The 12,452-nt window shown below is 55.9% G+C and carries 12 protein-coding genes and 1 tRNA gene; 2 read left to right on the top strand and 11 right to left on the bottom strand.

The features are described 5' to 3' along the window. Both K8I84_RS02345 and K8I84_RS02340 read left to right on the top strand, forming a co-directional pair. A complete protein-coding gene (locus K8I84_RS02345) occupies positions 1-600 on the top strand; it encodes an acyltransferase (RefSeq protein ID WP_223793114.1) in 600 nt (199 codons plus the stop codon). 7 nt (positions 601-607) lie between these two features. Beyond that, entirely contained in the window at positions 608-1,663 is a 1,056-nt protein-coding gene (locus K8I84_RS02340; protein ID WP_223793113.1) for an acyltransferase family protein, read from the top strand. 86 nt (positions 1,664-1,749) lie between these two features. Here the strand turns inward: K8I84_RS02340 and K8I84_RS02335 are convergent. From K8I84_RS02335 to K8I84_RS02285, 11 genes are all read right to left on the bottom strand, one after another. Beyond that, a tRNA-Met gene (locus K8I84_RS02335) sits at positions 1,750-1,826 on the bottom strand. Between the two features lie 69 nt (positions 1,827-1,895). Further along, positions 1,896-2,594 (bottom strand): ribonuclease HII, encoded by a 699-nt coding sequence (gene rnhB / locus K8I84_RS02330; protein ID WP_223793112.1) that lies wholly within the window; start codon positions 2,592-2,594, stop codon positions 1,896-1,898. 5 nt (positions 2,595-2,599) lie between these two features. Beyond that, a complete protein-coding gene (gene lpxB / locus K8I84_RS02325) occupies positions 2,600-3,781 on the bottom strand; it encodes a lipid-A-disaccharide synthase (RefSeq protein WP_223793111.1) in 1,182 nt (393 codons plus the stop codon). Positions 3,782-3,799: 18 nt separating this feature from the next. Beyond that, positions 3,800-4,591, bottom strand: coding sequence for an acyl-ACP--UDP-N-acetylglucosamine O-acyltransferase (gene lpxA / locus K8I84_RS02320; protein WP_223793110.1), 792 nt, complete (start codon positions 4,589-4,591; stop codon positions 3,800-3,802). Then, entirely contained in the window at positions 4,591-5,028 is a 438-nt protein-coding gene (gene fabZ, locus K8I84_RS02315; RefSeq protein ID WP_223793109.1) for a 3-hydroxyacyl-ACP dehydratase FabZ, read from the bottom strand. Before fabZ ends, lpxA begins: the two co-directional genes overlap by 1 nt. An 11-nt stretch (positions 5,029-5,039) precedes the next feature. After that, on the bottom strand, positions 5,040-6,065 hold the full coding sequence (gene lpxD / locus K8I84_RS02310) for a UDP-3-O-(3-hydroxymyristoyl)glucosamine N-acyltransferase (protein WP_223793108.1): 1,026 nt from the start codon (positions 6,063-6,065) through the stop codon (positions 5,040-5,042). Positions 6,066-6,103: 38 nt separating this feature from the next. Next, on the bottom strand, positions 6,104-6,601 hold the full coding sequence (locus tag K8I84_RS02305; protein WP_223793107.1) for an OmpH family outer membrane protein: 498 nt from the start codon (positions 6,599-6,601) through the stop codon (positions 6,104-6,106). Positions 6,602-6,643: 42 nt separating this feature from the next. Next, the gene (gene bamA / locus K8I84_RS02300) at positions 6,644-8,962 is read right to left on the bottom strand and encodes an outer membrane protein assembly factor BamA (protein WP_223793106.1); all 2,319 of its coding nucleotides are present in this window, start codon (positions 8,960-8,962) and stop codon (positions 6,644-6,646) included. A 44-nt stretch (positions 8,963-9,006) separates the two neighbouring features. Beyond that, a complete protein-coding gene (rseP, locus tag K8I84_RS02295) occupies positions 9,007-10,356 on the bottom strand; it encodes an RIP metalloprotease RseP (RefSeq protein WP_223793105.1) in 1,350 nt (449 codons plus the stop codon). A gap of 47 nt (positions 10,357-10,403) precedes the next feature. Next, complete coding sequence (gene ispC / locus K8I84_RS02290; protein WP_223793104.1) at positions 10,404-11,588, bottom strand: 1-deoxy-D-xylulose-5-phosphate reductoisomerase; 1,185 nt, start codon at positions 11,586-11,588, stop codon at positions 10,404-10,406. 6 nt (positions 11,589-11,594) lie between these two features. Then, entirely contained in the window at positions 11,595-12,434 is an 840-nt protein-coding gene (locus K8I84_RS02285) for a phosphatidate cytidylyltransferase (protein ID WP_223793103.1), read from the bottom strand. Between the last annotated feature and the right edge of the window lie 18 nt (positions 12,435-12,452).

Raw genomic sequence — 12,452 nt, 5'->3', positions numbered from 1 at the left:
ATGGTGAAACACCTTAAAGCCATACTCAATCTGGTCAGTAAGGTTCTGGTTTTGCCATTGGCTGTGCCCACCAAGCTTGAGCAGTGGCTAATCTCGCCCCATACCGAGCTCGTTTACAATATCTGTTCACAGATGGTGGCGATTCTTCCGGGTATGCCGGGGGCTTTTCTGCGGCGAGCCTTCTATTCTCTGACGCTGGAAGAATGCTCGGACCATTGCCACATCGGCTTTGGAACCATTATTTCCCACCGCACGGCGGTCATCAGGGATCATGTCTATATAGGCAGTTATGCGCTCATCGGAGCGGCTGAAATCCACGAGCACTGTCTCATCGGTTCCCGCGTGAGCATCCTGAGCGGAAGGGCCCTGCACATTCTTGAGGAAGATGGCACCTGGAGCGACTATTCCCCGGATCGGTTAACTCAAATAACGATCTCAAGAAATGTGTGGGTGGGTGAAGGCGCGATCATCGTAGCCAACATCGGAGAGGGCTGCATGATCGGAGCGGGATCGGTTGTAACCGCAGATACCAAGCCGCAGGTGGTTATGTCGGGTAATCCCGCACGATTTATCAAAAAACTGAATTCTGAAGTGAGCTGACACCATCATGGGACCCACGAAAAGGCAGGCCTTTATTGACTGGATGAAGGCACTCGGCATGCTGCTGATCGTAACCGGTCACGTAATAGGCAGCCCTCATGCCATGTTTAATGAAGTAACCCAGCCCATTTATACCAAACAGTTGGGTGTCGCCTTCTTCATTTTTATTATGGGCTGGGGACTGACCCGGGAAACAGGCCCCTGGTTTCAGGTACTCTTCAAACGCCTCTTTCCCATTTATTTTTACGGAATCGCCTGCGCCCTCGTCCTAAGTTTTATTTTCTGGTTTACAAAAGGTGACATCAACGAGAGCAATTATCTGCCCTTCATTGGTGGGGCAAACGTTTTCCTTAATTATTTTCCGGCAAACCCAACAACCTGGTACATCGGAACCTATCTGCATGTATTACTTTTGTGGGCGATGGTCCTGCGGGGAAAAACAATCACACCGGCGCTATTTATTGGTGCGTTGATTTTTGAGATATCGTTCAGGACCTTACTGGTCTACCTGAATAAAGATTTCATGGCCTATATGATGCTACCCAACTGGCTATCGGTGTTTTTGCTGGGGATGTGGCTTGCCAACAAAAAAGATCTGGAGTTTGGTGCGGGTACGCTGGCTGTTGGCTTGCCGTGGTTAGCAGGCCTGCTTGCCTGGGCCTGGATCGGGGGCGGCCTTTCAATGGATAATGACTTTCCATTCCGTTCTTTCTCAGGACCGGAGGGGGGGATCAGCATAATGGCCCAGTCGCTATTGATCTCAGCGGTATACCTGATCAATACCTTTGTTTGTTTTCAGGTTGCGAGAAGGCTTTTTGCCAGCCGGGTAATTGAATTCTTTTCCCGAAATACGATCTTAGTATTTATTTTACATATGCCAATCATACTGGCATTTTCAGGTTACTTTTATGACCTGACAGGAGATCACGCATACAAACGAATCCTATGGGTTCTGTTTTTGTTTGTTGCTCTTTCTCTATTTTCCGAACTGTGTGAAAAGTTCGTTAGGGTCAAAAGGATTCAGCTTAGGGTTTCCAGCGTTATTTTTCGGACTCGTGCTTAGACGGGACGGAATGCATGCCTTGGTCGTTTCTCAGACCTGAAATAAAAAAGGCAGATCAGGAAATACCGATCTGCCTTTCTCATATGTGGTAGCGGGGGCTGGATTCGAACCAACGACCTTCGGGTTATGAGCCCGACGAGCTACCAGACTGCTCCACCCCGCATCAAAACTTTTCGGATCCGGACAGTGCCCGATCAACGAGCGCGTATGTTAAGGATTGGTGTCAGTGCTGTCAATCTCTATTTCCAAACAAATCGACAGAAAAATGCAGGTACTCATCGTCCTGCCCTTCCCGCTCGTTTTTAGCTGTCCAATAACCAACCCGATCAATCGCTTCCTGCACCGGCCGGAATGACTTCCGATGCTCCGGTGTAGCCCCCAGCGTCATCAGGGCTTCCATGTGGACAGGCGTCGGGTAGCCCTTGTGCTTCGCAATGCCATAGCCCGGATATTCCAGGTCCAGAGCTTCCATTTCCCGGTCCCGAACGACCTTGGCCAATATTGAGGCCGCGCTGATGGCTTCTACCCGGCTATCGCCCTTTACCACCGGCTCCGAGGGCCAGCGCCATCGCGGAACCCGGTTACCGTCCACCAGGACATACTCCGGCTGCACGCTCAGACCTTCGACCGCACGTTCCATGGCAATCATGGTGGCCTGGTATATGTTGTACTGATCTATTTCGTGAGCCTCGCACCGGCCAAGGGACCAGGCCAGAGCGTGTTCGATGATCTCATCGAAAAGCGCCAGGCGTCTTGTTTCAGTCAGCTTCTTTGAGTCCGCCAGCCCAGCAATGGGCTTTTCCGGGTCCAGGATAACAGCTGCCGTCACTACCGCACCGATCAAAGGGCCACGACCCACTTCATCAACACCAGCGAGCAGATGGCCCTGATAGGAGCACTCGAATGGCGGCAATACATTCTTGTTAGCCATAGTCGCTATCGACGCTCCAGCAGTCCGGAAATGGCCTCTGCCGCCTTTTCGTCGGCATCCTGCCGAAGCGCCTGGTGCAATTCTGTGAAAGCGCTGATCAGCCGTTGCACCTCATTATCGTTTTCCAGTCTTTCCAGCACAGCAGCACCGAGACGCTCGGGCGTGGCATCGTCCTGCAACAGCTCAGGAACCAGCTCTTTACACGCGAGAAGGTTCGGCAAGGCGACGTGGGGAATCTTCACGAGGCGAGACAGCAACTTATAGCTTAAATTACTCAAACGATAGCCCACCACCATGGGTTTCTTGAGCAGCATGGCTTCCAGGGTAGCGGTTCCGGAGGCCAGCAAAACCACATTCGAAGCTGCCATAACCTCACGGGATTGGCCGCGGACAATGGTGACGGGCAGTTTCACTTCAAGCGCATCAACCAGGGCCCGGACCTGCAGCTCCCGTTCCCGGTTGACGCAGGGAATCACCAGTTGGACGTCTGGCCGACGTTCCTGAATCCATCGGGCCGCTTCGAGGAACAGCGTTCCTAATCTCTCGATTTCTCCGGCACGACTGCCCGGCAACACAGCTAGAAGTGGCGCATTTTCATCCAGCCCCAGCTCGCGACGAGCCTTGCCTGTTTCCGGAATCATCGGAATACGATCCGCCAACGGGTGCCCCACGAAAGCAACCGGCACCTGATGCTCCTCATAGAATCGGGCTTCAAAGGGGAACAGCGTCAGCATCAGGTCAACCGACTTGGCGATCTTGAATATGCGCTTCTGTCGCCAAGCCCAGACCGACGGGCTGACATAATGGACGGTGGGAATCCCAGCTTCACGACAGCGGCGCTCGACGGTCAGCGTAAAGTCTGGCGAATCGATACCAATGACGACATCAGGCGGCGTGGCAAAAAAATACTCGAATAACCGCGCCCGGATATCAAACAGTTCGCGAATCCGACCCAGTACCTCGACCAACCCCATCACCGATAGCCGTTCCATGGGGACCAAAGAGTGAAAACCTTCGGCCACCATTTCTTCCCCGCCAATCCCCACAAAACGTGCCGCAGGATAACGGGCACGAAGGGAGCGGATCAGGCCGGCACCGAGAATGTCTCCCGATGCCTCGCCGGCAACAATACCAAAGGTGATTTTACGAGTGCTGACAACGCCAGTACGTAAGCCGTTTTCTGACACCAAGGGGCTCCCGCCGGGTTAGCGGATGATGCCACGGTGGGCGTTACGCAGGGAATCAATCAGCGGCCGGACTTCGGCAACGTCGCCATAGCTCTTGCTGAGCTCTTCAACCGCCTGTTCGGTGGTTAATCCCTGACGATAAATCACTTTGTAGGCCCGACGCAGGGTCAGCAGGACATCCTTGCTGAAGCCTCTGCGCTTCAGCCCTTCAACGTTCAGACCATGAGGCTGTGCGGATTGACCGCTGGCCATCACGTAGGCCGGGATGTCTTTGAGGACAATACTGCCACCGGCCGACATACAGTGCTGGCCGATATTGCAGAACTGGTGAACCATGGTACCGCCCCCCAGGATAGCGTAGTCACCTACGCTAACGTGACCAGCCAGGGTCGCACAGTTGGCGAGGATGGTGTTGTTACCCACCATGCAATCGTGGGCAACGTGCACATAGGCCATCAACAGATTGTCATTGCCGATGCAGGTCTTCCCCTCATCCTGGATCGTGCCACGGTGGATAGTGACGTTTTCACGGATGACATTGTTATCACCGATGGTCAGGGTCGTTGGCTCGCCAGCGTATTTCTTGTCCTGACACTCCTCACCAACACTGGAGAACTGGAAGATCCGGTTATTTCGACCTATGACGGTGGGCCCTTTCACAACGACGTGGGACATAATTTCAGTCCCCTCGCCAATTTCCACATCCGGACCAATGTAGGTCCAGGGGCCGATGGTCACGTTGTCAGCCAGTTTGGCCGACGGGTGAACAATCGCTTGCGGGTGAATACCAGACCAGTCAGTAGTCGCCATCAAACTTCTCTCTCAGCGGTCATAATCTCAGCCACGCACACAACCTCACCTTCCACCAGTGCCCGGCAATTAAACTTCCAGATTCCCTGCTTGCCGGAGACAAACTCCGACTCCATGCACAACTGGTCTCCTGGCAACACCGGACGCTTGAAGCGTGCCTTGCTGGAACCAGCCAGGTACTGAACCACACCATCCGCTGGTTTTCGATCCACGGTAATGAATCCAAGAATGCCAGAGAGCTGAGCCATCGCTTCAATGATCAGCACTCCGGGCATGATCGGGTTGCCAGGGAAATGCCCCTGGAAGAACGGCTCATTCATCGAGACATTCTTGTAGCCCTTGATGCTCTTGCCCTTCTCCACGTCCGTTACCCGGTCCACCAACAGGAATGGATAACGATGGGGCAGGTATTCCAGGATCTCGTCCATCTTCATCATAGCGATCAGCCTCAGCCCTCTAGCTTCTTTTCAAGTTCCTTCACCCGTCGGGCCAGCACATCAAGCTGACGGAATCGCACGGCGTTCTTGCGCCACTGTTTATTCGTATCGGTACCGGTACCCGAAGAATAGACACCGGCTTGCTTGATATCACCAGTCACCAGAGTCATCCCTGTCAGGTGAACCTGGTCTGCGATGTTCAGGTGGCCGGCAATGCCCGAGGCGCCACCGAAAATGCAGTGTTTTCCAATGGTGGTGCTACCCGCAATGCCGACCATCGCCGCCATCGCACTGTGATCTCCAATCTGGACGTTGTGAGCTATCTGGATCAGGTTATCCAGCTTCACACCATCACCGATCACCGTGTCATCCAGCGCACCCCGATCGATCGTAGTGTTAGCGCCCACTTCCACATCATTCCCCAGAACCACACGGCCGATCTGCGCAATGCGGTGCCAGACACCTTTTTCATTCGCGAAGCCGAATCCATCGGAGCCAATCACTGCCCCACTGAGAATATGACAGCGTTCACCCACAATCACATCGTGGGCCAGTGTGACCCGGGGCCGAATCACGCTACCGGCACCGATCTGTGCGCGCGCACCAACTACCGTGCCGGCACCGATAACCACGTTTTCTCCGACCTCAGCCCCGGCTTCAATGACCACGTTGGGTCCAATAGACGCGGTACCCGCCACACGGGCGGTATCGTCGACCACTGCCGATGCATGCACCCCTGCAGTCGCCGCCGGTTCGGGACTGAACCAATGACTGAGACGGGCATAGCCCAGATATGGATTATCCAGAATCAAGGCACTGGTGCCGACCTGCTCTGCCACGGACGGCGACACAATAACGGCCGAGGCCTGAGTATCAGCAAGGAACTTGGCATAAGCCGGATTGGCCAGAAAACTGATCTGGCCAGGCATAGCGGCCTGCAAGGTTGCAAGGCCGCCAATCTGGGTATCGGGATCACCCCGGAGCTCTGCACCCAGCGCCTCCGCGATGTCTTCGAGTCGGTAGAGCCTGTCTGGCATTACGCACTCCAAACGTATCAGGGAATGCCCCGCAACAATTAACGGTTCAGTTTTTCCAGCAGCTTCTGGGTCAGATTCATTTCCGGCTTGACGTATACCACCGCTTCGCTCGGCAGCATCAGGTCGAGGTCGTTCTCTTCAACCAGTTCCTTTACCGCCGCATCAACGTCCGGGCGAGCCTGCTCCAGAAACTCCTGTTTGCGCTGGGCGACGGTGCTGTCCAGGCGCTGCTTCATGAAATTGAATTCTTTAACCTTTTCCTGGAACTCACCTGCCAGCTTGTTACGCTCGGTCTCATTCATCATAGCCCCATCTTTTTCGAGGCGCTCCTTGAGCTTGCGAGCCTCATCCTGGACCTGACGGACCTGGGCTTCATCACCGGCAAAATCTTTCTGCAGCTGCTCACTGAAGCTTTGCGCCTCGTTTGAAGAGAACAGCGCCTGACGCAGGTCGACAACGCCGATTCGGGTTTCTGCCATAGCTGGCAGGGAAAGGGCCATCATGGCCGCCGCAAATACCACTAGCAATCGGGACATCGTGTTTCTCCTATTGTTCATCCATTAATGGTGCATTTTTTATCAGAATGTTTGCCCCAGAGAGAACTGGAATACCTGGGTTTCATCTTCAGGCTTTTCGTTCAGCGGCTTCGCCAGACTGAACGCCAGCGGTCCAACCGCGGTGATCCACTGGAAGCCGACACCCGCAGACAGGCGGACTTCATTCAGCTCGGGATCAAAGCCCCGATCTGTGTCGAAAACCTGACCGGCGTCCATGAAGAACGCTGTGCGCATGGAGCGACTGTCCCCAGCAAACGGCACCGGGAAGATCAGCTCCAGACTGCCCTCTGTCAGCAGGTTACCGCCAAACGGATCGGGATCGGAAAAGTCGTTATCGGAATTGGTGGCTCGGGCGCCCAGCGAGTTTGCCTCGTAACCACGGACAGACCCGTAGCCACCCGCATAGAAGTGCTCGTAAAACGGCATCTGGGTACGGTCGCCATAACCATCGCCATAGCCAATCTCGGTACGGGCCCGCACGACCCAGCTGCCGGTGTTCGTGACCGGGAAATAAAAGTCCGTCTTGTGGCTGGCCTTGTAGAAGGTCAGGTCACTTCCGGGGACAGCAACATCCAGATTGAGCGAGTGGCTGTAACCATCGGTAGGCAAAATACCACGGTTAAGAGTGCTCCGACGCCAGCTTCCAAACAGGAAGTAATTATCGAAGGAGTCGCCCTCCTCGACAATGAAGTCGCGCACTTCCTGAGAGGTAAACAGCCCCTCTTTGATATTGGACCGGGTATAGCCAACACCAAAGTTCAGCCGGGTAACGCTGTCCGTGGGGTAACCAAAGGTCAGCCGTCCACCAAACTCATCCAGCAGGTACGACGAAATATCCTCTTCCTCGTAATCCGTTTCCCGGGCAAACAGACTGAATCCGCGACTCACGCCGTCGACGGTGTAGTACGGGTCCAGGTAAGAGACGTTGGCGCTCTTGACTGAATCACTGACGTTAACGCCAAACGAAACCCGCTTACCGCTGCCGAAGAAGTTGTTCTCGGATACGTTTACGCCAAGAATGGCGCCGGAGTCCTGAGAAAAGCCAATGGATGCAGAGAGACTGCCCGTGGGCTGCTCTTCGACCGTGTAATTCACATCCACAAGATCATCGGTTCCGGGAACCGGAACGGTTTCAACATCGACCGTTTTAAAGAACCCCAGACGCTCGAGCCTGGTTTTGGAGAACTCGATGCGGTCAGATGACGCGATGCCGCCTTCCATCTGGGTCATTTCCTGACGGAGGACATCATCACGAGTGGAGACGTTACCATCGAAATTGATGCGGCGGACGTAAGCTCGCTTGCCCGGCTCCACATAGAAGGTCACCGCAGCGGTATTATCCTCGCCGGGCTCCGGTATCGCGTTGACGCTGGCAAACGCATACCCCTCTCGCCCAAGGCGAAACGACAGTGCCTCTGAGATGGCGGTCATCCTGGCACGGGAAAACACATCGCCTTCTTTGAGGGGGATCAGCTTGCGCAGCTCTTCCTCACCCACAATCAGATCACCGCGCAGGTTGATGCCGGAAATGGTGTACTGGGGTCCTTCATTCAGGGCTATGGAAATGAAGACCTGCTGCTTGTCAGGAGAAATGGATACCTGACTGGAATCCACGCCGAAGTCCAGGTAACCGCGATCCAGATAGAAGGAGCGAAGGGTTTCAAGGTCCCCGCTCAAACGCTCCCTTGCGTACTTGTCAGCATTGGTGATGGAGGTCCACCAGGTGCTGGTCTCAAGCTCAAACAGGTCCAGTAACTGTTCGTCGGAAAAATCCTGGTTACCGACCACATTGATGTGCTGAATGGCAGCAACGGAACCTTCATTGATATCCAGTTGGATCGATACCCGGTTTCTGGGCAGTTCCTCGGCGGTGGCTTTAACCCGCGCGTTGTAGCGTCCCTGAGCGATGTAGGACCGGAGAATCTCCAGCTCGAGGCGCTCCAGCGTCGCGCGACGGAACACCTGGCCTTCCTGAAGTCCGGCGCCGGTCAAGGCATCCATCAGCATCTCGGTCTCGATATTCTTGTTACCCTCGATATCGATCGCGTTGATGGACGGGCGCTCGCGCACCGTCATGATCAGGACATTACCGTCACGGCTGGCCTGGATATCGGTGAACAGGCCAGTCCTGAACAGAGACTTCAGCGCTTCAGCCAGATCCCCCTCGTCAATCCGCTCGCCAATATTCACAGGCAAGGCGGAAAACACGGTTCCGGCAGAAACGCGTTGCAACCCTTCTACTTCGATATCCGCAACCGTAAATTCATCCGCAAGTGCTGACCCTATGCCGGTTGCGGCAACAGCAAGGCCAACGGCCACATTCAGAAGAGAACGTCTCATTCAGTTATTTCGCCTGGTTAATGCGCGTAAAGAGCCCGCAATTCTCACAACCGCATCAGGTCGTTGTAAAGGGCAAAGATCATTAATGTCAGAATCAGCGTCATGCCAATTCGCAAACCGAAGAGCTGAGCCTGCTCTGAGAGCGGCTTCCCGCGGATTGCTTCAATGGTGTAATAAACAATGTGCCCGCCATCCAGAACGGGAACGGGCAACAGGTTAAGCACCCCGAGGCTGATACTCAGGTAGGCCAGAAAACGAATGAAATCCTCAAACCCCGAACTGACACTGGCTTCGGCCACGCGGGCTATGGTAATCGGCCCACTCAGGTTGGAGGGCGAAAGCAGCCCGGTCACCATCTTCTTTATGGCAACCAACGTCAGGCGGGTATCCGCCCAGGTTTCCTCCAGGGCATTCGGGATAGCCGCCAGAGGACCGTAACTTATGTCCCGCAGTGCCTCTTCCGGCCAGGAGAAGGGTTGCACACCGGCACCCACGAAGCCAATCGTCTCGCCACTTTCCAGGGTTTTGGCTTCCGGACGTACCTGAACCGTGCGCTCGGCGCCATCACGTGACACGGTCAATTCAAGGACTTGCTCGGGAGCCGCCTTCACCGCTTCGACCAGCTCGAACCAGGAACCGATGGCCTCTCCGTCGATGGCGAGAATCTCGTCACCCGGTTGCAGCCCCGCCTGCTTGGCACGCCCCGAATCGACAATCTGTCCCAAGATCGGCGGAACGTCCGGTCGCCAGGGTGTAATACCAAATTCGCCCAGCGGATCTGGCGCTTCGGTACTTAACCGCCAGCCCCCCAGTTCGCCGGTGATCGAACCCGTCGCACCGGAATCAGACACCTCCATGGAAACAGGACCATGCTCTCCGGCACGCTCCAGCAACCGCATATTCACATCCCGCCAGGAGGTTACCCGATGGCCGTCCACGCCGTGGATTTCCATGCCTTCCCGCAGCCCCATCTGTTCAGCGACGCTGTCCTCGCTGACGCTGCCAACAATGGGCGCGACATGGGTAACACCAACAAGACCCAGCAGCCAGTAGGCAAACACGGCAAACAGAAAGTTAGCGACGGGGCCGGCGGCGGCAATGGCTATGCGTTGTGAAGGCGGCTTGGACGAAAAGGCCTGGTCCCTGAGCTCTTCTGGTACAGGGGCCTCCCGCTCGTCCAGCATCTTGACGTAACCGCCCAGAGGTATGGCTGCAATGGCAAACTCAGTACCATGCCGGTCGTACCAGGAAAACATCGGTTTTCCGAAACCAACCGAAAACCGAAGCACTTTTACCCCGAAGCGTCGGGCCACCCAGAAATGGCCATACTCATGGAGGGTCACCAGGATCCCCAGAGTCAGCGCCAATGCCAGAATGGTCTCTATCAATTGCATAATGTTCTCGATTGCTCGTTCATTGACAGCCCGGAGCTCAGGCGGGCTCAGACCGCGACAAGACTAATCTCTTCCCGGGCACGGACGCGCGCTTCCGCGTCCTTTGCAAATATAGTGGCAAAGCTGTCCGCAGGCACCACCGCCGTTACGGACAGGGTTCGCTCTATAATAACGGGGATATCCGAGAAACACAGGTTACCAGCCAGAAATGCCGCGACGGCCTCTTCGTTTGCGGCGTTCAAAACCGCAGGTGCAGTGCCACCCGTTTCGAAGGCTTCAGCGGCCAGCCTCAGGCATGGAAAGCGTTCCAGATCGGGCCGCTCGAAGTGGAACCGACCAATGGAGAACAAATCCAGCGGCGCCACACCCGCATTAATACGATCAGGCCACGCGAGCCCGTTGGCAATTGGCGTTCTCATATCCGGGCTGCCAAGTTGCGCCAGTACAGAGCCATCCGCGTACTCCACCATGGAGTGAATGATGCTCTCCGGGTGCACATGGACCTCAACCTTCTCCGGCGTGGTGTTGAACAGCCAGCAGGCCTCGATCAATTCCAGGCCCTTGTTCATCAGCGTGGCCGAATCCACGGAAATTTTCTGGCCCATGGACCAGTTCGGATGGGCGCAGGCCTCGGCTGGTGTTACGTCACGCAACGCCTCTGCGCTGTGCTGACGGAAGGGTCCGCCAGAGGCGGTCAGGAGAATTCGGGTGATGCCAGCGCCCAGCGGATCGCGGACCTTGTCCGCAGGCATACACTGAAAAATCGCGTTGTGCTCGGAATCAATAGGTAGCAGTTCGGCCCCCGAATCGGCCACCGCATCCATGAACAGCTTGCCCGACATCACCAACGCTTCCTTGTTGGCCAGCAGCACTCGCTTGCCCGCTCTCACCGCGGCAAGGGTGGGCGATAAACCGGCCGCACCCACGATGGCCGCCATCACGGTATCGGACTCTGCCGCCGACGCCACTTCGCACAGGGCCTCGGGGCCACCCAGCACACGGATTCCGGGCATATCGGATAGGAGATCGGTGAGCTCGGCCGCCGCCACTGAACTGGCCATCACGGCCACCTCGGGCTGAAACTCCCGACACAGCGCCGCAAGCTCAGAGGCTCGCGTACCGGCGGTCAGTGCATAGACAGAAAAGCGATCGGGGTGACGCCGGACCACGTCCAGCGTGCTCAAGCCAATAGAGCCGGTCGCCCCGAGAATGGTGAGATGACGCTTCGACATACTGCCTTACCAGTGTCCGCCAGTGAGCCAGCCTGCGAGGGTAATGATAAGCGCAAACACAGGAATAGCGGCGGTCAGACTGTCAATGCGGTCGAGAATACCACCATGCCCCGGTAACAGCTGGCTACTGTCTTTGATACCGCGGAAGCGCTTGAGCATGCTTTCGAAGAGATCGCCGAGCACGGACACAAAACCGGTAAACAGGCTGGCGGCGATCAGCAGAACAGTCTCTGACACAGAAGCGGAAGCCGCCATGCTAACCAGCAAAGCAAAGAGTCCAACAGCGACTAGGCCACCCCAGACACCGGCCCAGGATTTCCCCGGACTGACTCTTGGCGCCAGCTTGGCCTTGCCAAAGGCCCGCCCGGCAAAGTACGCACCAATGTCTGCCACCCAGACCACACAGAAGATATACAGAATAGCCCAGAGACTGTTAGTCACCTCGCCGAACGACAAGGTGCCCGTCCTGAGATAATTCAGCCCTACCCACGCCGGAACCAGGACCAGAAAACCCATTATGGCCCGCGCCGGCAACGTTCCCCAACCATCAGCCCCTCTGGGATAAGCCCTGACCAGCAAAAAGCAGCCAACCCACCAAACCAATGCCAGCCAGAATACGACCAGGGCCGGGACGTTGAGCAGGAAATAAAGAATCAATGCAACGACACCCGCGTAGGCAACCCGTCCACCTTGCTCTTCGATACCAGACAGGTTGGCCCATTCCCAGGCACCCAACGTGATGATCAGCCCGGTGAACAGGGCAAACCCCATGGGTGGCAAAAAGAAGATCCCGCCGATGGCAATGGGAGCAAGGATGAGCGCGGTGATTATTCTGGTTCTGAGCACGGCTGAGATCGCTTCTGG

This window comes from Marinobacter sp. F4216 (genome assembly GCF_019931195.1).
GTDB classification, from domain to species: Bacteria; Pseudomonadota; Gammaproteobacteria; order Pseudomonadales; family Oleiphilaceae; genus Marinobacter; species Marinobacter suaedae.
The sequence above is the reverse complement of the archived record's forward strand: the minus strand, read 5'-3'. Positions and strand labels throughout refer to the sequence as shown.